The organism is Pantoea sp. Cr_R13, assembly GCF_029222565.1.
GTDB classification, from domain to species: Bacteria; Pseudomonadota; Gammaproteobacteria; order Enterobacterales; family Enterobacteriaceae; genus Pantoea; species Pantoea eucalypti.
The window spans coordinates 903,592-926,358 of record NZ_JARHXL010000013.1 but is presented as its reverse complement, the minus strand read 5'-3'; the positions used below and the strand labels follow the sequence as shown (position 1 = coordinate 926,358).

Annotated in this window: 20 protein-coding genes; 10 read left to right on the top strand and 10 right to left on the bottom strand. The window is 54.7% G+C overall.

Annotated elements, in window-relative coordinates:
• The first annotated feature begins 141 nt into the window (after positions 1-141).
• Together rhaS and rhaR are read left to right on the top strand one after the other, a co-directional pair.
• The gene (gene rhaS / locus P2R09_RS12010) at positions 142-963 is read left to right on the top strand and encodes an HTH-type transcriptional activator RhaS (RefSeq protein WP_275769968.1); all 822 of its coding nucleotides are present in this window, start codon (positions 142-144) and stop codon (positions 961-963) included.
• A gap of 11 nt (positions 964-974) precedes the next feature.
• Positions 975-1,841 carry an HTH-type transcriptional activator RhaR gene (rhaR, locus tag P2R09_RS12005; RefSeq protein WP_275769966.1) on the top strand — a complete coding sequence of 289 codons (867 nt, stop codon included), beginning with the start codon at positions 975-977 and terminating at the stop codon, positions 1,839-1,841.
• 365 nt (positions 1,842-2,206) lie between these two features.
• Here rhaR and rhaT read toward each other — a convergent pair whose 3' ends face one another.
• A complete protein-coding gene (rhaT, locus tag P2R09_RS12000; protein ID WP_275769964.1) occupies positions 2,207-3,241 on the bottom strand; it encodes an L-rhamnose/proton symporter RhaT in 1,035 nt (344 codons plus the stop codon).
• Between the two features lie 359 nt (positions 3,242-3,600).
• Between rhaT and P2R09_RS11995 the strand changes: the two genes are divergently transcribed.
• Together P2R09_RS11995 and P2R09_RS11990 are read left to right on the top strand one after the other, a co-directional pair.
• Positions 3,601-3,924 carry a hypothetical protein gene (locus tag P2R09_RS11995; RefSeq protein WP_275769962.1) on the top strand — a complete coding sequence of 108 codons (324 nt, stop codon included), beginning with the start codon at positions 3,601-3,603 and terminating at the stop codon, positions 3,922-3,924.
• Between the two features lie 43 nt (positions 3,925-3,967).
• Positions 3,968-4,066, top strand: a complete 99-nt coding sequence (locus P2R09_RS11990; protein WP_008925225.1) for a YoaK family small membrane protein — start codon at positions 3,968-3,970, stop codon at positions 4,064-4,066.
• A gap of 3 nt (positions 4,067-4,069) precedes the next feature.
• On the opposite strand, the gene P2R09_RS11985 is transcribed toward P2R09_RS11990, so the two are convergent.
• Entirely contained in the window at positions 4,070-4,336 is a 267-nt protein-coding gene (locus tag P2R09_RS11985; RefSeq protein ID WP_003853696.1) for a DksA/TraR family C4-type zinc finger protein, read from the bottom strand.
• 195 nt (positions 4,337-4,531) lie between these two features.
• Here P2R09_RS11985 and aldA point away from each other — a divergent pair, with 195 nt between their 5' ends.
• A complete protein-coding gene (gene aldA, locus P2R09_RS11980) occupies positions 4,532-5,968 on the top strand; it encodes an aldehyde dehydrogenase (RefSeq protein ID WP_275769953.1) in 1,437 nt (478 codons plus the stop codon).
• A gap of 76 nt (positions 5,969-6,044) precedes the next feature.
• Here the strand turns inward: aldA and P2R09_RS11975 are convergent, their stop codons facing one another.
• The gene (locus tag P2R09_RS11975) at positions 6,045-7,313 is read right to left on the bottom strand and encodes an MFS transporter (protein WP_275769951.1); all 1,269 of its coding nucleotides are present in this window, start codon (positions 7,311-7,313) and stop codon (positions 6,045-6,047) included.
• Entirely contained in the window at positions 7,310-8,731 is a 1,422-nt protein-coding gene (locus P2R09_RS11970; RefSeq protein ID WP_275769949.1) for a M20 family metallopeptidase, read from the bottom strand. The genes P2R09_RS11975 and P2R09_RS11970 overlap by 4 nt, the downstream gene beginning before the upstream one ends.
• Positions 8,732-8,870: 139 nt before the next feature.
• Here P2R09_RS11970 and P2R09_RS11965 point away from each other — a divergent pair, with 139 nt between their 5' ends.
• Positions 8,871-9,785, top strand: coding sequence for a LysR family transcriptional regulator (locus P2R09_RS11965; protein WP_275769947.1), 915 nt, complete (start codon positions 8,871-8,873; stop codon positions 9,783-9,785).
• 43 nt (positions 9,786-9,828) lie between these two features.
• Here P2R09_RS11965 and P2R09_RS11960 read toward each other — a convergent pair whose 3' ends face one another.
• A complete protein-coding gene (locus tag P2R09_RS11960; RefSeq protein WP_275769945.1) occupies positions 9,829-11,424 on the bottom strand; it encodes an ABC transporter substrate-binding protein in 1,596 nt (531 codons plus the stop codon).
• Positions 11,425-11,551: 127 nt separating this feature from the next.
• Between P2R09_RS11960 and pepT the strand changes: the two genes are divergently transcribed.
• The 3 genes from pepT to tssD all read left to right on the top strand — a co-directional run bounded on the left by pepT (position 11,552) and on the right by tssD (position 14,491).
• Complete coding sequence (gene pepT / locus P2R09_RS11955; protein ID WP_275769943.1) at positions 11,552-12,778, top strand: peptidase T; 1,227 nt, start codon at positions 11,552-11,554, stop codon at positions 12,776-12,778.
• A 300-nt stretch (positions 12,779-13,078) separates the two neighbouring features.
• Positions 13,079-13,771, top strand: a complete 693-nt coding sequence (locus P2R09_RS11950) for a hypothetical protein (protein WP_275769941.1) — start codon at positions 13,079-13,081, stop codon at positions 13,769-13,771.
• A 240-nt stretch (positions 13,772-14,011) separates the two neighbouring features.
• Positions 14,012-14,491, top strand: a complete 480-nt coding sequence (tssD, locus tag P2R09_RS11945) for a type VI secretion system tube protein TssD (RefSeq protein ID WP_275769939.1) — start codon at positions 14,012-14,014, stop codon at positions 14,489-14,491.
• A 79-nt stretch (positions 14,492-14,570) separates the two neighbouring features.
• Here tssD and P2R09_RS11940 read toward each other — a convergent pair whose 3' ends face one another.
• Both P2R09_RS11940 and P2R09_RS11935 read right to left on the bottom strand, forming a co-directional pair.
• On the bottom strand, positions 14,571-15,347 hold the full coding sequence (locus tag P2R09_RS11940) for a transporter substrate-binding domain-containing protein (protein WP_275769937.1): 777 nt from the start codon (positions 15,345-15,347) through the stop codon (positions 14,571-14,573).
• A gap of 60 nt (positions 15,348-15,407) precedes the next feature.
• Positions 15,408-16,574 carry a methionine aminotransferase gene (locus tag P2R09_RS11935; protein ID WP_275769935.1) on the bottom strand — a complete coding sequence of 389 codons (1,167 nt, stop codon included), beginning with the start codon at positions 16,572-16,574 and terminating at the stop codon, positions 15,408-15,410.
• Between the two features lie 125 nt (positions 16,575-16,699).
• Here P2R09_RS11935 and P2R09_RS11930 point away from each other — a divergent pair, with 125 nt between their 5' ends.
• A complete protein-coding gene (locus tag P2R09_RS11930) occupies positions 16,700-17,581 on the top strand; it encodes a LysR substrate-binding domain-containing protein (protein ID WP_275769933.1) in 882 nt (293 codons plus the stop codon).
• On the opposite strand, the gene P2R09_RS11925 is transcribed toward P2R09_RS11930, so the two are convergent.
• The 3 genes from P2R09_RS11925 to P2R09_RS11915 all read right to left on the bottom strand — a co-directional run bounded on the left by P2R09_RS11925 (position 17,539) and on the right by P2R09_RS11915 (position 22,714).
• The gene (locus P2R09_RS11925; protein WP_275769931.1) at positions 17,539-19,203 is read right to left on the bottom strand and encodes a methyl-accepting chemotaxis protein; all 1,665 of its coding nucleotides are present in this window, start codon (positions 19,201-19,203) and stop codon (positions 17,539-17,541) included. The genes P2R09_RS11930 and P2R09_RS11925 overlap by 43 nt on opposite strands.
• 217 nt (positions 19,204-19,420) lie before the next feature.
• Entirely contained in the window at positions 19,421-20,941 is a 1,521-nt protein-coding gene (locus P2R09_RS11920; protein WP_275769929.1) for a carboxylesterase/lipase family protein, read from the bottom strand.
• Between the two features lie 429 nt (positions 20,942-21,370).
• On the bottom strand, positions 21,371-22,714 hold the full coding sequence (locus P2R09_RS11915) for a VOC family protein (RefSeq protein ID WP_275769927.1): 1,344 nt from the start codon (positions 22,712-22,714) through the stop codon (positions 21,371-21,373).
• Positions 22,715-22,767 lie beyond the last annotated feature (53 nt).

Sequence of the window (22,767 nt, the reverse complement as noted above, 5' to 3'; positions counted from 1 at the left end):
CCCTGCCGCAAAATGATTAACTGCTGAGGATATCTTGAAAAATCAGCGTGATTCCTGCTGAGTCAGGATGAAAATTCAAGGTAAGGTGTTGGCGGGCTGATTAGACTGCGTTACGGTTTTGTTAAGTAGCGAGAGAAGATCATGACCATTTTACACAGTGCGGATTTCTTCCCCGAAGGTGATTACGCCATAGCGATTGAACCCCGACACCCGCAGGCAGCCTTTCCGGAACATCATCATGACTTCCATGAGATTGTGCTGGTTGAACAAGGCGCCGGCATTCATGTGTTCAATGGTCAGCCACAAACGCTTTGCGCGGGGTGCGTCTGCTTTGTTCGGGATCACGATCGTCATCTCTATGAGCAGACAGATAATCTTTGCCTGACCAACGTGCTCTATCGCAGTCCCGGCGCGTTTCGCTTTCTCTCGGGGCTACAGGCCTTACTGCCCCACGATCAGGATGGGCAATATCGCTCTCACTGGCGCATCAATCACAAAGTGATGACGCAGGCGCTGCGTGTGGCGTCGCAAATGCAGCCCGATGAGAGCTGGTCGCTGGAGAAGCAGGCACAACAGGAGCAGCTTTTTTTACAGCTGCTGGTGCTGTTGCGAGAGGCATGCATTGACGGACAGAGTCAGGATCAGGAGGCACGGTTGCATCGCCTGCTTGACTGGCTGGGCGATCACTACAGTGACGAGATTGTCTGGGATGAGCTGGCTGATCGTTTCTCACTCTCGTTGCGTACGCTGCATCGGCAAATGAAGCAGCAGACCGGCAGCACGCCACAGCGCTACCTTAACCGTCTGCGGCTATTACAGGCCCGTCATCTGCTGCGTCACAGTGATATGCGTATTACTGATATTGCCTTCCAGTGTGGATTTGGTGACAGCAACCATTTCTCAACGCTGTTCAGGCGCGAATTTGGCTGCGCACCGCGAACGGAGCGTCAGCAAATGCTGTAATGGAGGCGAACATGGCGTTGATACTCAGTCGGGATGACTATTTTCCCGCCACTACTTTGCCGGTGGCGGTGGCTGAAAGGATGCCACAACCCTCTTTCCCGCCGCATCGACACACGTTCAGCGAAATCGTGATTGTCTGGCGTGGCAACGGCCTGCATATCCTCAACGATCGTCCCTGGCTGATAACCTGCGGCGACGTTTTTTTCATCCGCGACAGTGATTGCCACAGCTACGACAGCGTCAATGATTTGGTGCTGGATAACATTCTTTACTGCCGTGATCGCTTTGGTCTTGCCCTTGACTGGAACCAGTTGCTGCCGCAACAGGGCGCTGATGAACCGGGCGGCTGGCGGCTGACCACGCGAGGGATGGCGCTGGCACGGGGCGTGATCAGCCAGCTGGAACGAGAAAGCCGCAAAAGCGATCCGCTGTCCGTTCAGCTCTCAGAGGCGCTGTTTTTGCAGCTGGCGCTGATTCTGCGTCGCCACGGCTACGCCGCTGATCGTCCATGGGCGTTGCCGGAGGGCGAACAGCTGGATTTGCTGATGTCGGCTTTACAGGGCGCGATTGCCCGCCCCTTCGATCTGGCGGCGTTTTGCCAGCAGAACCAGCTCAGCGAACGGGCGCTGAGGCAGCTTTTCCGTCAGCAGACCGGCATGACCATTGGTCATTACCTGCGCCAGCTTCAGCTCTGTCAGGCAAAATATCTGCTGCGCACCCAGGATTGCCTGATTAGTGAGGTCGCCGCCCGCTGCGGTTTTGATGACAGTAACTATTTCTCTGTCGTCTTCACCCGTGATACCGGTTTAGCGCCCAGCGCCTGGCGCCAGCGATTTATTGCGCCCCGACAGGCTTTGAAAAGTACCGAGTCCGAATAAAACAGGCCTGTGTTGAAGGTCCGTTCAACACCTTTCAGGCAAGCGATTTAGCGCACTGACATTCCCCCAATGGATTATTAGCAGCAATGAATATGCTAAAAAGCGCAGGGAACACGGCCAGAAGAGGAAAGTGTCCTGCAACACGGACAAAAACGCCCGGAGCGTTTTTGAATAACGCGAAGCGTTGGCCCGGCAACGGGCGCACCTCAGGGATGAGGTGCGTCATTACGCGGGCCGGGCAGGCCATGGATGGCGGCTTTTGCGTCTTTCCGATCTGACCGTGCTCCCTGAGCGGGCACGATCTTATCGCCATTCTGCTAACGCTAAGGGCCTTCTGTATAAAGACAGCGTCTCTGTATTCGCATTCAGGCCGCCATGCCCAGACCGACTATATTGGCGGCAATAATAATCACCACACAGCCGATCGATAATACGCTCACCGGGCGAGGTCCCGCAGACTTCCACTCTTTCATCAGCAGCCCAACCAGCCCTCCACACAAGACGTAAAGGCTCATGTGCAGCATCCAGCTGACATAGTCATACTGCGCCGGGATCCTGGCATGTCCCCAGGCGTAGAAGAAGAACTGCAGATACCACATGGTGCCGCCAAGCACGGCAAACGCAGTATTCGCAATCAGCAGCGACGTCCCGACGGAGACGTCTTTACGCACTGACAACTCCGGCCGGGTGGCCAGCCGCCAGAAACAGAAGCCCAGATTGACCAGCGCCCCGCCGCCCATGATGACCACGTAACTGGGTAAGGCCACATAAAGCGGATCGATGCCGAGATTAGCGGCAGCCTGATGCATCGGTTTCGCCGCATCCATCGCAAACGACATGCCTGCCGAGAAAATGCCGCACATCACCGCCAGCACCAGTCCCTTTTTGAGATTGAATTCCTCCGCGTTGATCCCCAGCGCGCGCTCCTTTAACAACCCGGCGCGCGTCACAATCCCCACACCAATCAGCGCCACCAGTACGCCCAGTAGCGTTAACCGGCCACCCGACGAGGCGAACAGCTCACCAAAGCGCCCTTGCAACAGCGGCGTCATCAGCGTACCAACCACCAGGGTGATGCCAATCGCAATACCAATACCCATCGACATCCCGAGATAGCGCATGGTCAGACCATAGTTGATATTGCCTATTCCCCACATCGCGCCAAACAGAAATACCGGCGTGAGTTGCGACAGCGTAAAACTGCTGTAATAGGCCATAACGTCCGGCAGCAAAATGGCACTCACCGTCCAGGGCAGGATTAGCCACGACATCAGGCCGCCAATTGACCACATGGTTTCCCATGACCATCTTTTCACCTGTTTAAACGGCGCATAGAAGCACGCAGCGCTGGCTGCGCCGACAAAATGCCAGAAGATACCCGCAATAATGGCACTGTTCATTGTTATTCCCCGGTTTGGTTGAGGCCTGTCGGAAACCTGTCTGCTTCCGCTCAGCAGGCAGTCTACGTTTTGCAGGAATTCTTCAGCCTTTGGATAAATGCCGGAAACCGCAGCAGCGTGGCAATTTCTGACCGTTATTCCTGTCAGGGATCACAATTTCACAGTTGTTATAAAACTGGACAAGCGCAAAGGTAACTTACTTATTATTCACTGTTTTTTACTGTTCTGCTGTGTAGCGCAGCACAATTCTGTTATGGCTGCCATAGAGGCTGATGGAGTGTCAAATCTGCAAAGAAGCCTTTTATAAAGGCAGCCAGGATTGTATAAACTGGGGAAAATTGATCGGATCAGGGATTGGGATGACATCAAAATGGTTAACACTGTTTCTTTCACAGTCAGTCAGCCGGGTGATGCTGGATGACATCAGGGCAATATTACCCGCAGATGCGATAAAGGTGTTTGTGAATGGCCTGGATGAAACGCACTATGCCACCATCGAGTGTCTGCAGGCAGAACAGCATTGCGCTCTCATCGCCTCAGCGATTGTAGTCTGGCGCCAGCTCGGCCATGTGCATCATATTGTCTATAAAAAAGGGGAAGTGTTGCGCGAAGAGAGTGATGCAACGCAGTTTCAGCTCTTTACCCTGCTGAAAACCCATCGCGCCGTTCTCCAGATCTCATGATAAGATCGTGGCCCCTGAAAACGCTGTTTGCAGCAGGTTGAATATGAGAATTGGAATTTTGTTTCCGATCGCCATTATTGTGGCGGGTGTAGGGTTTCTGGCATGGTTTATTGGCAGCGGCCTGGCGATGCCAGGCTCCTGAGGGTTAGCGCAGCTGACTATCTTTACTGCCCCGACGATTATACAGGCTGGTGCTCTGCTGCTGTTTATCGATTTTTTCCTGACACGCCACGCAATAGTGCACGCCTTTAAGTGCCTGACGACGTGCTTCAGGAATCGGCTCGCCGCAGAGCTCGCATTCTGTGGCGCTTTCGCCCTGCCCGATTGACTGCCTTACCCGCTCAATACCGTCGTTCACGGTGCTATCAATCTGTTCCTGTACTGCGCCTTCTGCAGCCCATCCGCTTGCCATTATTTAACCCCTTTTCACGACTTCACTTCTTTAAATCTACAACAGATTGACGTTTTTGCCTCAGAACTCACCGATATCTGTGATTGGCTGCCAGCCGATTCCGGCACCTGGCACTCAGCTAAAGGTCACGTTTAACGATCTGTTTCACTCTGCGATTACATCACTGCAACGTATCGATAGCGGAGAGCAAAGCGAATGACTACACATCATCAACATTACATTAATGGCGAGTTCGTCGCCCATCAGGGTGACGCATGGATTGAGGTGATCAACCCGGCCACTGAGGCGCTGCTGTCACGTATTCCCGAAGGCACTCGTCAGGATGCCAGCCGTGCCATCAACGCCGCAGAAGCGGCTCAGCCAGCGTGGGAGGCTCTGCCTGCAGTGGAGCGTGGCACCTGGCTGCACAAAATCGCCAGCGCCATCCGCGACCGGGAGCCTGAACTGACGGCAACGATTGTGGCTGAGGGTGGAAAAACCCAGGGACTGGCGAAGACCGAAGTGCTGTTCACCGCCGACTACCTTGATTACATGGCGGAGTGGGCGCGACGTTACGAAGGTGAGATCATCAACAGCGACCGACCCAATGAAAACATCTTTTTGTTCAAAAAAGCGATTGGCGTTACCACCGGGATTTTACCGTGGAATTTCCCCTTTTTCCTGATTGCCCGCAAAGCGGCGCCTGCCCTGATTACTGGCAACACCATCGTGATTAAACCCAGTGAGCTGACGCCAGACAATGCGGCCATTTTTGCCGACATCATTCACACGCTGGGTCTGCCAGCGGGCGTGATTAACATTGTCTACGGTCTGGGTCCGGAAGTGGGACAGGAGCTGGCGGCAAACCCCAAAGTCGGGCTGGTGAGCCTGACCGGTAGTGTCGGTGCAGGTATCGCTACCATGGAAGCCGCCGCTAAAAATGTCACCAAAGTATCGCTGGAACTGGGCGGCAAAGCCCCGGCTATCGTGATGGATGACGCCGATCTCGATCTGGCGGTTCAGGCAATTGTCAGTTCGCGGATGATCAACAGCGGTCAGGTCTGTAACTGCGCAGAGCGTGTCTATGTGCAGGAAGGCATCTACGAGCGCTTTATCAGCGCGCTGACCACGGCGTTTCAAAAGGTTACGTTTGGTGATCCCGCCGAACGCAGTGATATCGACATGGGGCCACTGATTACGGGCGCGGCAAGGGATCGGGTTGAGCAGAAAGTAGCAGACGCCGTCACCGCCGGCGCCAGAGTGGTGCTGGGCGGCAAGCGCGCCGGCGATAAGGGCTTCTTCTTTGAACCGACGCTGCTTACCGATGTGCGCCAGGAGATGGCCATTATGCAGGAGGAGATTTTTGGCCCGGTGCTGCCGGTGATGAGGTTCAGAACGCTGGATGAGGCGATCGCCCTGGCTAACGACTGCGAATATGGGCTGACTTCCTCGATTTATACCCGGAATATCAATACCACGATGATCGCGTTGCGAAAGCTGAAGTTCGGCGAGACCTATGTTAATCGTGAGAACTTTGAGGCGATGCAGGGCTTTCATGCCGGATGGCGCAGGTCGGGTATCGGCGGTGCTGATGGGAAACATGGCCTGGAGGAGTATCTGCAGACCCATGTTGCTTACCTGCAATTCAGTTAAACGCAGGCTCGATCTTACCGCCTCCCATTCCTGACGTTGTCAGTCACAAATTGGGCCAGCTAACCGGCCCATTTTGCTATGCCACCCGCTTACTGCAGCGCTGCAGCGCGATGCCACTTAGCACTGCCACCGCCATCAGGTAGTAGCCTGGTGCCAGACTGCTGCCGGTAGCGGCAATCAGCATGCTGCAAATCAGCGGCGCAAACCCGCCAAATACTGTCACCGCCACGTTGTAACTGATCGCCATACCGCTGGCGCGGGTGGTCGCAGGAAAGAGATCGGCCATCACCGACGGCACCGTCGAGAAATAGACCGACTTCAGCAGCGCCATCCAGGCCACCAGCAGGATTAACGTAGTGGGCGTGGTGTGATCGACCATCCATTTAAACGCAGGATAGATGGTAGCCATCAACAGCAGCAGCGATCCCCACATCAGCGGCAACCGGCCAATCCGCTCTGCCCACAATCCCATGATGGGCGTCACGACCGTCAGGATAATGCCCGCAATCAGTGTGGCGGTGAAGGCGACCGATCCCGGCAGATGCAGCGTTTTGGTGGCGTAAGTCGGTATGTAGTTGAGCATGTAGTTTACTGCAGTCGAAATAACCATCACGCCTATCGCCAGGGTGATCAGCGCTTTCTGCCGCCCGAACAGCGTCTTCAGCGGCGCGGATTCTTTCTCCTGCAAGGCAAAGCTGGCAGGTTCCTGCACATGACGGCGAATGTAGATACCCAGCGGGCCAATCAGCAGGCCGAAGGCAAACGGAATGCGCCAGCCCCACGCCTGAATATCACTTTCGCTGAGCCAGTGCGTCAGCCCCAGCCCGAATGCGGATGCCATCAGCGTGCTGGCCCCCTGAGTGGCGAACTGCCAGCTGGCAATAAAGGCTTTACGTTCGGGAAAGTGCTCCACCAGAAAGGCAGTGGAACTGCCAAACTCGCCCCCGGCAGAGAAACCCTGAATCAGACGCGCCAGAATGATCAATAGCGGTGCGGCCAGACCGATAGTGGCGTAGCCCGGCATAAACGTAATGATCGCCCCGCCCAGCATCATCAGGTTAATCGACAACAGCAGCGCCTTTTTGCGCCCATGACGGTCGGCATAGTTGCCCAGCACAATGGCGCCCAGCGGACGGATCAGAAAAGAGATACCGAAACTGCCAAAAGTCAGCAACAGCGACACTGACGGATCGCTGACCGGAAAGAAAACGTGCGCGATGTAGCTGGCAAAAAAGCCATAGACCGCGATGTCGAACCACTCCAGCGCGTTACCGATGCAGGTGGCGAACAGTGTTTTGTGCAGGCTCGGTTTCACCTGCGAGGTCGTCTGCGCGATGCTGCTCATTGTTCACCTCTCCGCCACTGATGGTGGCGCGTCATCAACTGTTCGCCTTCTTCGCCCAGTTGCCAGAAAAGCCGTGTCATAATCGCCAGGCCTTCACGTGCAATGGAATTGAGCATGTGTTCGTTAACGCCATGCTGGCCGCAGGCGGGATAGGAGTGCGGCACCCACAACGTTGGCAGACCCAGGATATCTGCGAAGACTTCATTGGGCAGTGAACCGCCAAGATTGGGTAACAGCGCCGGTTTTTTACCGCTGCTACGCGCCAGCGTGTCCAGTGCCCAGGCCACCAGCGGATCCTGCGGATCGAGCCGCGTCGCCGGTGAGCCGCGCAGAAACTCCACGCTGACGTTATCGAAGCCGTGCTGACGCAGGTGACTTTCGACATGCTGCACCAGGTTTTCCCAGTCAGTGCCGACCACAAATCGCAGCTGACACACCGCCGTGGCGCTGCCCGGAATCGCGTTCATGGGGCGCGCCGGATTGCCGGTTTCAAATGCCAGCACTTCCAGCGTGTTCCAGCCATAAAGGCGCTCTGCAGGCGTCAGACCTGGCTCACCCCAGCCCTCCGCCAGCGCCGGATCGCCCGGCATACCGCCGACGTCAATATCACTAAGGATTGCACGCACGGCCCCGGTCAACGAGTCAGGTTTAAGCGCAGCGACCTGCAATACGCCCTTCGCATTCACCAGGCAGGCGATCGCATTGGCCAGTTGCGTACCGGGATTACTGAGCAGTCCGCCCCAGTTGCCGGAGTGATAGGCGTTGTCACGCGCCCGAATGGTCAGCCGAAAGTTCGCGGCACCACGCGAACCCAAAAACAGCGTTGGTCGCACTGCGTTGAGCCGTGGGCCATCAGAGGCGATAAAGAGATCGGCTTTTAACAGCACCTGCTGCTGCTGGCAGATCGCCGCCAGTCCCGGCGAACTGATCTCTTCGCCCATTTCAAACAGGATTTTGCAGTTAAAGCCCAGCTTTCCACCGCGCGTCTGCCACACCTGTTCCAGCGCCGCGAGGTTGATGCAGTGCTGCCCTTTGTTGTCCGCGCTGCCACGTCCATACAGGCGATCATCTTCAGCTGCGAGTTGCCACGGCGATAAGCCTTCGCGCCAGTTTTCATCGTCGCCGAATACCACATCACCATGGCCATAGCAAAGCAGCGTCGGTTTTAGCGGATCTTCAATGCGGGTGGCAATCAGAAACGGCGGGCTGCCTGGCTGGGGATTTTCAAATGGATGTAACGTAAATCCCATCTTCGTCAGTTGCGGGCCAATTTCCTGCTGCAGATAGTGGTCCAGCTCCGCGCCTCTGCTGGCCTGCTGGCTTTCGGTCACACAGGCGACACGCCGTGCCAGCAGTTGCTGAAACTCACCACTGTCGAAATAGTCCATCGCCTGATCAACGGCCTGTTGCTCTGTCATGTTTGCCCTGCCTGTTTTTTTATCGTGCTTTATCTTTGACAAACTTCTCTCTTTGCCACAATTATCAATTTATCGAGTGAGCGTTGCTTTTAAAGCAAATCCTCACTGCCCTTTTATGATGCGTTTTGACGGAGTGGAGATGATAAGCAGCGAGATCCGCTATTTCCTGGCGGTTGTTGAGAGCGGCTCGTTGAGCGCCGCCAGCGAACAACTTTTTGTCGCGGTGTCGGCGATCAGTCGTCAGATTCAGCGGCTGGAGACACAAGTTGGAGTGCCGCTGTTTGAGCGTCATGCGCGCGGCATGGTGCTGAATGAGGCGGGTGAGATTTTTGCGCATCACGTGCGTAAGAGTCAGCTCGATATGGCGTATGCGCTGGCGGAGATTAAGGGATTGAAAGCGATACGCCGCAGTTTGATCCGCATCGCCTGCACGGATGGTATGGCGTTTAGTCTGCTGCCTGGCCTGCTGGCGGCGTTTCGCCTGACAAACCCGGGCGCGCTGTTTGCGATTAACGTGACGCACTCGCAGGGCGTGGCCGCGTGCGTCCGGGCGGGAGAATGCGATGTGGCGCTGCAGTTTAGTCTGCAGCCGGAGCGCAGCGTTGAGGTGCTGGGTTCCTGGCCCGCACCGGTGTTGCTGGCGATGCATGCTTCACATCCGCTGGCGTCACGCGAGGTGACGCTGGGCGATCTGCCTCGCTGGCCGCTGGCACTGCCAGGCCATCACACCACGGTGCGGCAGCTATTTGATCTCTCCTGTCAGATGAACGACTGCGTGGTGGAGCCCGTGCTGACCTGCGACTATTTCGCTACGCTTTATCACTTTTTGCTGCATACGCCGCAGGCAGTAACCATCTGTAGTGCCTTTACCCTGTTGTTCGAGCGCGATACGCAAAATCTGGTGTTGCGGTCGATGGGGGTGGATCAGTTGAGTCAGCGCACGTTGCAACTTCAGACGGTGTCGGGACGTCAGCGCAATGCGGCTTTGACGCTATTTCTGGCGTTTTTGCAGCAGCGGCTGACGGAGATTGATCACCAGGTGAGGATGGGATAAGAGGCCCACTGATGTGTGGGCCATTGACGTTAACTGCCAGGAGTTACTGCTTAATATCCACCTGATAGAAGATATGCTTGCCAAATGGATCGACCTGATAGCCGCTGACCGATTTGCGCACCGGCTCGAAGATGGTGGAGTGCGCAATCATCACGGCAGGCATCTGGTCATGCATTATCTGCTGCGCCTGCAGATAGAGCGCGGTGCGTTTGCCCTGATCCGGCTCGGCGCGGGCTTGGGTGATTAACTTCTCGAACGGCTGGTAGCACCATTTTGAGGAGTTAGAACCGCCCTGTGCAGAGGTACAACTGTACAGCGGGCCGAAGAAGTTATCCGGATCGCCGGTCGCCGTCGTCCAGCCCATCAGCGCCGCCTGATGCTCGCCACTGCGGACGCGCTTCAGGTATTCGCCCCACTCGTAGCTGACAATGTTGGCTTTGATGCCGACTTTGGCCCAGTCAGACTGAATCATCTCCGCCATGCGGCGCGCATTCGGGTTGTAAGGCCGCTGAACCGGCATCGCCCAGAGCGCAATTTCGGTACCCGGTTTGACGCCAGCCTGTTGCAGCAACGCTTTGGCCTTCTCCGGATCGTAGTCGTAATCCTTCAGATCTTTGTCTGCGCTCCAGACGCCCGGCGGCAGGATATTCTTCGCGACCGTGCCGGTGCCTTTGAATATCGCCTCGATGATCGCCGGTTTGTTGATCGCCATCGCCAGCGCCTGGCGCACTTTGACGTTGTCGGTTGGCGCTTTAGTGGTATTAAACGCCAGGAAGCCGGTGTTCAGACCCGCCTTCTGTTCCAGAGTGATGTCCGGATTGGCGCGCATTTTGTCCAGATCGGCGGGGTTCGGGAATGGCATTACCTGACATTCGTTCTTCTCCAGCTTGGCATAACGCACGGAGGCGTCAGGCGTAATGCTGAATACCAGCCGATCGAGCTTCGCCTTGCCCTGCCAGTAGTCCGGAAACGCTTTATAGAGGATGCGGGAATCTTTCTGATACTGCACCAGTTCAAAGGGGCCGGTGCCAATCGGGTTCATATCGACCTTCTCCGGCGTCCCTGCTTTCAGCATCACGTCTGCATATTCCGCCGAGTGGATTGAGGCGAAATACCAGGCGAGATCGGCAAGGAATGGCGCTTCCGGATGAGCAAGTGTGAAGCGCACGGTGTGGTCATCAACCCGGTCAATACGTTTAATCAGCGTGGAGAGTTCCAGGCTTTCGAAGTTGGAATAGGTGCCGCCAGAAACATTGTGGTAGGGATTTTTCGGGTCCATCTGACGCATAAACGAGAAGATCACATCATCGGCGTTGAAGTCGCGGCTGGGTTTGAACTGTTTATTGCTCTGGAACTTCACATTTTTGCGAAGATGGAAGGTGTATACGGTGCCATCCGGGCTGATCTCCCAACTTTCCGCCAGGCTCGGGACCAGATTGGTGGTGCCGGGCGTGAAATCCACCAGTCGGTTAAAGACCGGTACGGCACTGGCGTCAACACTGGTTCCGGAGGTATAGAGCTGAGGGTTAAAATTCTCTGGCGATCCCTCAGAACAGTAGACCAGCGTTTTGGCGTTTACGCTGCCAGCCAGCGCTATCCCAGCAGTAACAAGCGCTAAGGTGGCTATCTTGATTTTCATTATCATCCTCGCTTTGTATTGACTTCCGGTGATCACAATATCTAAATGAATCATTCAGATGCTTCATTGATAGCACGATTCGGCACCATAGCGAACCCCGCCAGTGGCTGACTAATAAGGAATAGTGATGACAGACAAACTTGAGTCGCAACTCACCGAACGTTTTTTCCGTTACCTCGCCGTCAGCAGTCAGAGCGATGCTAAATCAACCTCCTTGCCCAGCACCCCGAGTCAGCACGCCATGGCAAAACTGCTGGCGGATGAGCTGCGCGATTTGGGTCTGGATGAGGTGGTGATTGATGAACATGCCACAGTGACGGCAGTAAAACGCGGTAACCGTCCTGATGCACCGCGCATCGGGTTTATTACACACATCGATACCGTTGATGTCGGTTTGTCGCCTGATATTCATCCGCAGATCCTCACCTGGCAGGGCGAAGATCTCTGTCTGAATGCAGAGCAGGATATCTGGCTGCGCCGCGATGAACATCCTGAGATCGCGCCCTATGTGGGTCAGCAGGTGATTTTCAGCGACGGAACCAGCGTGCTGGGCGCTGACAACAAAGCGGCGGTTGCTGTAGTGATGACGCTGATGGCCAATCTTAAAGGCGACCACGGCGATATCGTGGTGGCCTTTGTGCCGGACGAAGAGATTGGCCTGCGCGGGGCGAAAGCACTCGATCTGGAATCGCGGTTTAATGTCGATTTTGCCTGGACCATCGACTGCTGCGAACTGGGTGAAGTGGTATATGAAAACTTCAATGGTGCTGCTGCAGAGATTGTGTTTACCGGTGTGCCCGCACACCCGATGTCGGGCAAAGGCGTGCTGGTCAATCCGCTGCTGATGGCGCATGACTATATCAGCCTGTTTGATCGCCAGCAGACGCCGGAGCACACCGAAGGTCGCGAAGGCTATGTCTGGTTTAATGAGATTCAGGCCAACGCCAGCAAAGCCACGCTAAAGGCCTCCATTCGTGATTTTGACCTCTCCAGCTTCGCCGCACGCAAGCAGCAGTTGCAGCAGGCAGCGGAAAAACTCGCAGCGCGTTATCCCACCGGCGACGTGAGCATCACGATCAGCGATATTTACAGCAATATCAGCAATGCACTGGGTGAGGATCGACGGGCGATTGATTTGATCTTCAGTGCGTTTGCCGCACTGGAAATTGAGCCAAAAGTCATTCCGATGCGTGGCGGCACGGATGGGGCTGCGCTGTCAGCCAAAGGGTTGCTGACGCCGAACTTCTTTACCGGCGCGCACAACTTCCACTCACGCTTCGAGTTTCTGCCGATTACCTCCTTTGTGAAATCCTATCAGGTGGCGGAAAAACTCTGTTATCTGGCGGCGGGTTAACAGTTTTATTAATGCTTTTATGCACAGGGCTGAAGTGGGAAATTCAGCCCTGATTTTTGATACAGCAAGAGAAACCTAATCAGCGAATTCTCCACATTAAACACGCGTTTTATTAAGGCCAGAATCTGCGTTATTCCGTCACTATTACTATTATAACTTAACGTCCCAAAAGCACCCTCCTTTTATCCGGTTTATTTTGATCGCGCGCATTGATGAGCACTTAAGCGGATTTACATACATCTTAATGCTCTTTATCTTCAATGAACGTTTAAATGCGGGGATAATTTAAGGGATTCAGTTATGCAACACACTGATGAAATAATCAATTATTTACAGGCGAACGAAATTTTAGCAAAAAAGTTAGATCGGGCATTTAATGGGGTTGGTAGTCGGGTGTTTCATCAGATTGAACACATAGGTTCAGGCGTGCAACGTGCGCTTTATTACACTTCCTGCTTCACAGAAAAATATCTGGAGGTTTGTCAGAAGCAAAAAGATGAGGACGTAAGATTTGCAAAGGGAGCGATTCAACTTATAAGGCATGGCAATGTTATAAGTGACATGCTCAAGATATATTTCAATGAAATATTCAGATATAAAACAAATAATCAACTGGAGCAAATCAAGAAGTCTCTCATGGCGGTAAATGTACATATTGCCGCCAGTCATCTAACCCAACACGGTTTTGTTTTAGCTGTAACAGCGGCCGTGGCTGTTGGATTAAATGCGGGCTTTAATATCAGTGCGCTTGCTGGCCAAAAGGCGGGGGGTGCAACAGTCGTTGCAGGCATATACGGCGTGGTTCAGAAAGCAGCAGACAGCGCGAATCGGCTGAATTATGCACTGCCTGCTTATTATGCCGCTTTGTATGAAAGTGAACCTGAAATGATGTACTTCCTGACTGACCCTCTATTAGAGAAGTCTGGAGCACTCAGAATCTCATTTCCCTCTGATGATGACATTGCAAAAATAATTACTACTATGATCAGGTAGATGAATGATGAAAGATTTCATAATCAGGTTTCTAAGGCGACTATTTACATCGTGGCTTTCGCTTTTCGGCCCAGCTCTTTTTGTAAGTGCCTTTTCTTTGTTATTTATTCATTTTTTCCCAGGCGGCCCTTTATGGCCCATCGCTGTATTTGCTCTGCTTGTAATAATATTCTTCCCCATAACGGTAAAATGGTAACAGCCCTTTAATATACAGTATGATTTTCACAAGCAAATAAAATTATGTCTGTACCCGCTCATCTATGGCTTGACGATGAAAACGGTTCACCCATCGTGGGGAGCTGCCAGATGCCACTCCGACTCGGTTCAATAGAGTTAAAATCGTTCGCGCACCACATCACCATTCCTGTTGATCCCGCCTGGGGAAAACTAACCTGTACGCGTGTTCACAGCCCGATTACTATCGTCAAAGAGTTCGACCAGACAACGCCCGTTCTGTATCGCGCAATCTGTGAAGGACGAATACTTAAAAATGGCACAATAAAAATGTACAGAATTGTGGAGTCAGGCAGTGAGGTTGAATATTTCAATATTCTGCTGGAAGGGATAAAGCTCACTACCGTTTCTCCTTATCTTGCTCCTAACGGATTAAGCAGCACGCACCTTGAAACACTGGAATTAAGGTATCAGGCTATCACCTGGAAATATACGGACGGAAACATTATCTATCGGGATGAATGGAATAACTTTGCAAAGGCATAAATCTAAGAACAGTTTGGTAAAAATGAAGGCTGACATAATCAATCGGGGAGAATCGGGCGCAGAGTGCGCCCGATTCTGTTTATGGCTTCGCGCTCACATCAATGCCCGGGAAGTATTTTTCAGCCAGCTTTTTGATGGTGCCATCGCCCTGCACTTTGGCGATCGCCGCATCAAGAGACTGCTTCAGCTGGGCGTCATCTTTGCGCAGGCCGTAGCCGATGCCCGAGCCAAGAATCGCGTCATCTTCGACCGGCTTGCCGACAAAGCCAAAGCCTTTACCCTGGGGCTTATCAAGGAAACCGGACTGACCGGCAGCAGACATCACCAGCGTGCCATCAAGGCGGCCCGCGACCATATCGTTGTAAACCTGGTTCTGATCCTGATACGACGTGACCGTTACGCCCTGCGTTTCCCAGTGCTTCTTCGCATAGGTTTCCTGAATAGAGCCCTGCAACACGCCGATGTTTTTACCTTTGAGACTGTCGGCGGTCGGTGCCAGATTTTCACCGTTTTTCGCCACAAGCATGGTCGGAATACGGTAGATCGGCTGCGTAAACGCGATGCTTTTGGCGCGCGCTTCGGTGATATTCATCGCCGAGTTGATGGCATCAAATTTTTTCGCCTGCAGCGCCGGGATCAGCGCATCAAAGCTGATCTCGACCCAGTGGCAGCTGAAATTGCCGGCCTTACAGATAGCGTTGCCCAGCTCAATATCAAAGCCTTCCAGCTCCCCTTTGGCATTGCGGCTCTCAAATGGCGGATATTGTGACTCTACGCCGTAACGTAAATCCTGTGCCAGTGCCTGTACCGATGTCATCATGCCCAGAGCAAGAAAAAGCGCGTTCAGTTTCTTCATTATTTACCCCGAAAATTCCTGGTTACCTGTTCCCGGTGCTGCCTCACGCAGTGGCGTGATTCAGTGAGAAAAAGCAGATAGCGCCGCTGCGCCAGCCTCTAGTGTCGCCTCGTCTTTCGCAAATGAGAGACGAATCAGTTTGTTGTCTGTGCCATCCATATAAAACGCCGACAGCGGTATGGTGGCCACACCGTGATCGACGATGAGACGTTTTACCATTTCACTGTCCGGCTCGTCACTGAAATGTCCATAGCTGGCGAGCATAAAGAACGAACCGGCACTCGGCAGCAGCTGGAACGGCGAATTTTGCATCAGGGTGATCAGGCGATCGCGCTTATGCTCATAGAAGGCGCTGAGCGACAGGTAGTGCTCCGGCCGCTGCAGGTAGTGTGCGAAACCCACCTGCATCGGCGTGTCGGCGGCGTACATCATAAACTGATGCACTTTCACCAGCTCGGTCATCAGCGCTGCCGGCGCCAGGCAGTAGCCCACCCGCCAGCCCGTGACGTGGAAGGTTTTACCAAACGAGGAGACGATGACGCTGCGCGCCGCCAGTTCCGGGTGCGTTGCCATGCCACAGTGAGAGTGACCATCAAACACAATATGCTCATAGACTTCATCGGAGAGCACCACGATATCGGTATTGCGAATCAATGCCGCCAGCTGATTAAGGTCATCAGGTGTCAGTACCTTCGCGCTGGGGTTATGCGGTGTATTAATGATGATCATGCGGGTGCGCGGTGTGATCGCCCCCCGCAGCGCATCCCAGTCGATGGCAAATGACGGCACCTGCAACTTCAGGCCTATTGGCGTACCGCCCTGCAACCGCACCACCGGAGCATAGCTGTCAAATGCCGGTTCAAAGAAGATCACTTCATCGCCCTGATGCACCAGCGCGGTAATCGCCATATAAAGCCCCTGGCTGGCGCTGCCGGTGATCAGCACTTCACGGGCAGGATCATATTTCTGGCCATAGAGCGCCTCCACTTTACTGGCGAGCGCCTCGCGTAAGGCCGGCAGACCCATCATGGCGGCATACTGATTATGACCGTCCAGCATCGCGCGACTGACAGAGTCGACCAGCGCCGGATCGCAGGGGAAATTGGGCGCACCCTGCGACAGGTTGATCGCCTGATGCTGCGCCGAGAGCTGGCCAATCACGCTGAAAATAGTGGTGCCGACGTCCGGCAATTTTGAGTGAATAGCGACAGGCGTTTTCAGGGACATAGTCTCTCCGTCAGGGGCATAACCGATCAGATGCGGTAAAACGCTATTCAACGGGCTGCCACTTGAGTCGGCAAGCGAAATGTCGTCATAATAGCCATGACAAAAATGCATAGCTGAGGTTCACTGTGTCACGCTTATCGCTGCCGCTTAATGCCATTCACGCCTTTCTGGTGACCGCCCGTCATCTCAATCTGACCCATGCAGCCAGTGAGCTGTGTCTGACTCAGGGTGCCGTCAGTCGCAAGATCGCCGCACTGGAGCAGTGGCTGGGTGTCACATTGTTTGATCGCCACGCGCGCGGCCTGCGACTCACGCCACAGGGCGCCGCGCTGCTACCCGAATTACAGCAGGGTTTTGAACTGATGGTTAAGGCCAGCGAAAAGGTCCGCCGCAGTCAGGTCAGCATTCGCCTGAAAGCGCCGACCTGTGCGATGCGCTGGCTGGTCCCCAGGCTGATGGCGCTGGAACAACAGCGCCCTGAACTGCATGTGGCCCTGACGACAACGCTGGATCATGCTACGCAGCTTGAAAATTTTGATGCAGCAATTGTCTATGGCAAGCCGCATCCCGAAGGAATCTGCCTGTTCCGTGAGTCACTGACACCGGTAATGGCAGCGAATCAGCCCTACCCGGACTCTCCGGCGGCGCTGACTGCAATGACCTTTTTGCATCCCACCGCAGACACCCGTGACTGGCAGTGCTGGCTGAAAGCGCAGCAGGTCACACTCAGCATGAAGCGAAACCAGCATTTTGCCACGATGGATTTAGCGATCAGTGCAGCGATTCAGGGATTTGGCGTGGCGATTGCCGACAGCAATCTGGTGGAGAGTGATATAGCCAGCGGCAGGCTGATTAAGCCGTTCACTGGCGAGGTTAAAACGGGCGCCGTTTACAGTTTACTGCAACGGCCTGCTCAGGATGCGCCACCGTTCCTGGCGGAACTGGTGGCGTGGCTTAGCCGGGATCAGAAGGTGACCCAGTCGCCATTGTCAGCAGGTTTGGCCTGAGGCGCACTTAACACCGGGGCTTTTGGCGCCGCCGGTTTGTTGCCAGTGACAGGTGCGCTCTGGCGTTCACTGGAAAGACGGAACTTCGACACAGAGGCCTGCAGCGCTTCTGTCTGCAGCGCCAGCGCGCTTGCGGCGGCGGAAACCTCTTCAACCAGTGAGGCGTTTTGCTGCGTGACACTGTCCATTTCTGTGACTGCTGTTCCCACCTGAGAAATGCCTTTGCTCTGCTCTTCTGAGGCGGATGCGATCTGTTTCATGATCGCATCCACATCCTGTACCGATTTCAGAATATTATTCATGGTGCCGCCGGTGGTGCTCACCAGCTCGGCGCCTTTACCCACACGCTGAACGGACTCTTCAATCAGAGTCGCGATCTCTTTGGCCGCATTGGCGCTGCGCTGGGCAAGGTTACGGACTTCAGACGCCACTACGGCAAAACCCCGACCCTGTTCACCGGCACGAGCCGCTTCAACGGCGGCATTCAGCGCCAGAATATTGGTCTGGAATGCGATACCGTTAATCACGTTGGTGATCTCAGCAATTTTCTTCGAACTGCCTGAAATGCCATCCATGGTGCTGACCACTTCGCTAACCAGCTGGCCGCCTCGCTGTGCCGTCGTGGTGGCGGTTTCAGCCAGCAGGCTGGCCTGACGGGCGTTATCAGCGTTGAATTTCACCGTGGCCGTCAACTGCTCCATGCTGGCTGCAGTCTGCTCCAGCGCAGCGGCCTGCTCTTCAGTGCGTGATGAGAGATCATTGTTACCTGCAGAAATTTCTGCCGCCCCACGCGAGATATTTTCAGTACCGCTGCGAATGGCGCTAACCGCTTCACGCAGGCTATCCTGCATGGCGCTCAGCAGCGGAACCAGTTTACCCACACAGTTGCGACCGAAATCATTGACCGGCTGGCTGAGATCACCCGTGGCAATCACGGCGAAATGGGTGCGAATGCTTTCCAGCGGACGAACCAGCATCGCCACCAGATAGCGGTCGGTAAACAGCAGAATAAACAGACCAATGATTACCGTGATGGTAATTATTGTTTTCGTCGTCGCGGTGAGGTGATCAACCTCAACGCGGGTGGTATCCAGCTTTTGAGCTGCACCCTGACTGAATTTCTCTGCGCTGACGCCAAACGCGCGGCTTAATGCCGGAGTGACGTTGTTCGCCTGCTGGCGATAAGCATCAGGTGTTGGCTGACGGGCCAGCTGCAATTGTGGCGTTACGCCTTCATCCAGCAGCTTCTGCCAGCTCTGAATCACGCCATCCACGACTTCCGGGTTCATCGGGCCGGGGGCGAGCTGTTTGAAGCGTGCCAGTTGCTGGGTCATGCCATCCAGCGCCTGCTGGACTGGCGCATAAGCGTCTTCGGTCAGGGTTTTACCTGCCGCTTTGCTTTCCATCACGCGGGACAAGCGCGTGACGACACGGAAATATTGATCGTTGCCTTTGCTCAGCACCGTCATTTGCTCAACCAGATGACGGTCAACATCGTTGCCCTCGCTGAGCGCGCCAAGAGAGTGGATGCTATACAGCCCGACGCCGGTCCACAGTAAGCAAAACAGCCCCAGAATCGTGAGCATCACTGCGCGAATGGTAAAATTTTTGAGCATTCCCATACCAAAATCCTATACACGTTGACCCGCAAGCGTCGGGCATAGGAGGTTTATCGGCACAGAAAGGTGAAAATGTAACTGTTTTGTTACCTATTATTTTACAGCGTCAAATATGATTTGATGCTTTAAAACCCTTAGACCTCAATATCTTACAGTTAATTAAGTACATTAATTTCATTTGCATTATTTAATGATTAGCAGGCTAACCTTTATAGCGCGCCTACAGCCTGACCAGATGATTCATTAATAATCTGAAAAGACGCATGCGGGCGCGCATAAAGTTTCGCTTCAGAACAAATCCGCTTTTATGCTCGTCACCAAGTGACATTGTCACATCCTGCCCCGGATGCCAGGCGGGCCAGACGACCTCGCCTTCCAGCTGGTGCTTATATTCTGTGGCATCACGGGCGAAGGTAAACCAATAATCACTGACCTGCTCAGCAAAGGCCCGATCGCTATCACTGAACGGACGATTTTCATTGGGATCGGGCATCTGGCTCAGCGTATTCAGCACATAGGGCACTTCATTACCGTGCCAGGTGCCGTGTGGATAGAGATCGTGCGCATGCTCTGAAACATAATCAAACCAGTAGCGCCAGCCCGGCATGCCAGCATTATGCTGCGCCCGCATCACCAGCCATGGCACCAGCGTGAAAGCCATATCGCGTGCCACGGCGCGTCCCAGCAGCTGGTCGTCATGGATGTCATACATCCATTTAAGCGTACGGTAAGTGAGTCGATTTTTGTCGCGTAACTGCTGCAGCACTGCGGCAGCATCAACACCAAAATATTCCAGAACGCTGGCTTCATCGCTGTTACTGCCTGCCATCAGCGGCAGACGGTGCTGTTTTGCCGCCATAAAGGTTTTCAACATGGGCACAGGCAATACGGCGTCACCGGCAATGGGTACCGGCGGAATCGCCAGTGGGCCGTCCAGCGACCAGAAGGCATCAGCGGGCAGTGCGCGTAACGCCTCTGCGCTGGCATCGGGCGGCAGTCCAAAATGACGGGCTACAGCGACGCCCTGCTGACGCGCTTTTTTCAGCGGCGTGTCCGGCAGGTTATAGGCGCTCTGTACGATGCCTTTGTGAAACAGCCCTTCGGCCAGCGGTGAACAGCAGAGTGACAGCACACTGCGCGCACCAGAGGATTCACCGAAAAGCGTCACATTGCGGCGGTCGCCGCCGAATGCAGGAATGTTGCGCTGCACCCACTGCAGTGCGGCAATCTGGTCAAGCAGACCAAAGTTGTTTACCGTGCCCGCGGCAGGATACTCAGCATCCAGGGCCGGGTGTGAGAAGAAGCCGAGATGACCCAGCCGGTAGTTAAGGGTGACCACCACTGCGCCCCGGGACGCCAGCGGTTTGCCGCTGTACGGTGCCAGGCCACCCGCACCAATGGTGTAGCCTCCTCCGTGCAGCCACACCATCACCGGCAGCGGCGTTGACGGTTCGACATCGGGTGTCCAGACATTCAGGTAGAGACAATCTTCACTAAACTCACCGGGATCGCCGCCGCCCACAGCCTGGCAATACGTGCGATTTTGCCAGGCGGATGACCCTAACGCCGTGGCATCGCGCACATGCTGCCACGGCATCACTGGCTGAGGCGGGCGCCAGCGTAGTGCGCCCTGCGGTGCCGCCGCATAAGGTATGCCTTTAAATACGAAAAGGTCATCATCCATGCCTCCACGTAACTCTCCCTCAGCAGTCATGATCCTCAGACCCGTTTCGTTTTTCATTCCTGTTTCCCTGTCTAAACGTTCCTCCATTATTTGCAGGCACGCCAGTATTGTCCAGGTACGGAAGGGATTTGCAGAATATGCCGAAGCGAGAGATGCAGGGGTTAGTATGCCCATCAACAGGTTCAGAGCGTCAGTGATGACCAGGGATTAACGTTGTTTACGTTTCCCCAGCACGTGAATGCGTTGTCAGCGCCGACGATATCCACATTTCTCACTCGTCCCACGTGTTTTTACTGCAAATAATTAGTCAGTTTTCTAACACATCAGGATACTCACGCCGCTAAATTTGCGCTGGATGGTGAAGCGTCTTTTTTTTCAGGTGAACTGAACAGGCCTGATCGATTACCTTCCATCAGGACCATCCGCTTAACAAGGCTGTGGTGAAGAGAGCAACGCGGGCAACGAAGACGTTGCCCTGAGACACTGTCAGGCCTCGCGCAGGCCGCACTGCGCCAGTGAGCGCTGCTGGCGCTCTTCATATAACGCCATTTCATCCAGCACAGTGGCACCCAATGCGGCTTCAAACGCCTGCCGGCTCGCCTGTCCCGCCGAACGAATCTGCGCCCGATCGCCAAGGTTAGACTGAAAAATGCCTGCCGCGCTCACGGGAAGAAAATCCTCATAGGTGATGGGGTCAGCCAGTACACGCCCTTCTTTGATAAGGGTCTCCAGCGATTCCCCCTGGGCAGGCGGCGTAGCAATACCCTTTTCACTCAGGCGATAATGAAACCACGCCAGTCCCTGCTGACGCAGCGTGGTTTCGTCGTCAGGGAAATCGCGGAAAATCGTCGACAGATGTTGCTGGTGTTGCTGATTATCCTGACCGCTGCCCGCCTCGCTCAGTAATCGATCGTAGAGTGCGCGTCCTGCGGGCGTCAGCGCTGCTCCGCGCTGCTCAATTTCTCCGAAGCGCGCCGTATGCGTTCCCTGATGACCTTCTTTAAAGATGATCGGCTCTTCCAGCGCTTTAAAGCTGGTTTGACGTAACAGGATGGGGACCTGACGACGAGGCGGTCCCTCAATCAGGGTTTTCGGATCGATACCGCGCGACGGCATCAGTTGCTGGACACGGTCAATATCCAGCGTGCGCGGCGTAAGATGGTTGATGTGACAACCAGGAAAGCAGACTACATCCGCAATCAGCCGGTGCTGCTGGTTCAGCGCCTGATAGGTCTGGCTGTCTACACTGCTGTGAGCATGCCAGCGGAAGGTTTCCAGCGCTTCAGTCACAAATTCACCGGCCTGCTCCTCCGTTAATCCGCCCTGCTGCTGATGCAGTTGCAGCAACGCCCGGCAACGGGGAGTGAAAATGTCGCGCGCAGAGAGAATCTCCGCCGCTTTTTCGCGCAGTGCAGCATCGTCGATCAGTTCAGGGCGTAACAGCGAGGTAAAGACCCGGAAGGGATTGCGCCGCAGTGACGCATCGGTCACTGGCCGGAACGCGGTAGAGTGCACCGGCACCCCGGCCTGAGAGAGATCGTAATAGCCAACCGGATGCATCCCCATCACCGCAAACACCTGTCGCAGTGTGGCGAGTTCGTCTGCGGTGCCGACACGGATCGCGCCATGACGTTCAACGTTAAGTCGGCCGATTTCATCAGCAGCCGTAAGGCGATCTTCCAGCGCACTATCCGCTTCCAGTACGCGTTCATTAACGGTAGCGACCAACTGCATCAGCGTGCCATATTGCGGCACTTCCTGCTGATACATGGCTGACATTGCCTGAGAGAAACGGGCGCGGATGAGGTCCGCACTGATAAAGTTGTCCATCTTATCCACCTGACACCATGATCGTTGCTGCTAATGTAATGCAACGCGCTGGC

What these genes read in the sequence shown, in the direction of transcription:
- rhaS (WP_275769968.1), top strand. Translation starts at nt 142, where the DNA reads ATGACCATTTTACACAGTGCGGATTTCTTCCCCGAAGGTGATTACGCC.
- rhaR (WP_275769966.1), top strand. Translation starts at nt 975, where the DNA reads ATGGCGTTGATACTCAGTCGGGATGACTATTTTCCCGCCACTACTTTG.
- rhaT (WP_275769964.1), bottom strand. Translation starts at nt 3,241, where the DNA reads ATGAACAGTGCCATTATTGCGGGTATCTTCTGGCATTTTGTCGGCGCA.
- P2R09_RS11995 (WP_275769962.1), top strand. Translation starts at nt 3,601, where the DNA reads ATGACATCAAAATGGTTAACACTGTTTCTTTCACAGTCAGTCAGCCGG.
- P2R09_RS11990 (WP_008925225.1), top strand. Translation starts at nt 3,968, where the DNA reads ATGAGAATTGGAATTTTGTTTCCGATCGCCATTATTGTGGCGGGTGTA.
- P2R09_RS11985 (WP_003853696.1), bottom strand. Translation starts at nt 4,336, where the DNA reads ATGGCAAGCGGATGGGCTGCAGAAGGCGCAGTACAGGAACAGATTGAT.
- aldA (WP_275769953.1), top strand. Translation starts at nt 4,532, where the DNA reads ATGACTACACATCATCAACATTACATTAATGGCGAGTTCGTCGCCCAT.
- P2R09_RS11975 (WP_275769951.1), bottom strand. Translation starts at nt 7,313, where the DNA reads ATGAGCAGCATCGCGCAGACGACCTCGCAGGTGAAACCGAGCCTGCAC.
- P2R09_RS11970 (WP_275769949.1), bottom strand. Translation starts at nt 8,731, where the DNA reads ATGACAGAGCAACAGGCCGTTGATCAGGCGATGGACTATTTCGACAGT.
- P2R09_RS11965 (WP_275769947.1), top strand. Translation starts at nt 8,871, where the DNA reads ATGATAAGCAGCGAGATCCGCTATTTCCTGGCGGTTGTTGAGAGCGGC.
- P2R09_RS11960 (WP_275769945.1), bottom strand. Translation starts at nt 11,424, where the DNA reads ATGAAAATCAAGATAGCCACCTTAGCGCTTGTTACTGCTGGGATAGCG.
- pepT (WP_275769943.1), top strand. Translation starts at nt 11,552, where the DNA reads ATGACAGACAAACTTGAGTCGCAACTCACCGAACGTTTTTTCCGTTAC.
- P2R09_RS11950 (WP_275769941.1), top strand. Translation starts at nt 13,079, where the DNA reads ATGCAACACACTGATGAAATAATCAATTATTTACAGGCGAACGAAATT.
- tssD (WP_275769939.1), top strand. Translation starts at nt 14,012, where the DNA reads ATGTCTGTACCCGCTCATCTATGGCTTGACGATGAAAACGGTTCACCC.
- P2R09_RS11940 (WP_275769937.1), bottom strand. Translation starts at nt 15,347, where the DNA reads ATGAAGAAACTGAACGCGCTTTTTCTTGCTCTGGGCATGATGACATCG.
- P2R09_RS11935 (WP_275769935.1), bottom strand. Translation starts at nt 16,574, where the DNA reads ATGTCCCTGAAAACGCCTGTCGCTATTCACTCAAAATTGCCGGACGTC.
- P2R09_RS11925 (WP_275769931.1), bottom strand. Translation starts at nt 19,203, where the DNA reads ATGGGAATGCTCAAAAATTTTACCATTCGCGCAGTGATGCTCACGATT.
- P2R09_RS11920 (WP_275769929.1), bottom strand. Translation starts at nt 20,941, where the DNA reads ATGAAAAACGAAACGGGTCTGAGGATCATGACTGCTGAGGGAGAGTTA.
- P2R09_RS11915 (WP_275769927.1), bottom strand. Translation starts at nt 22,714, where the DNA reads ATGGACAACTTTATCAGTGCGGACCTCATCCGCGCCCGTTTCTCTCAG.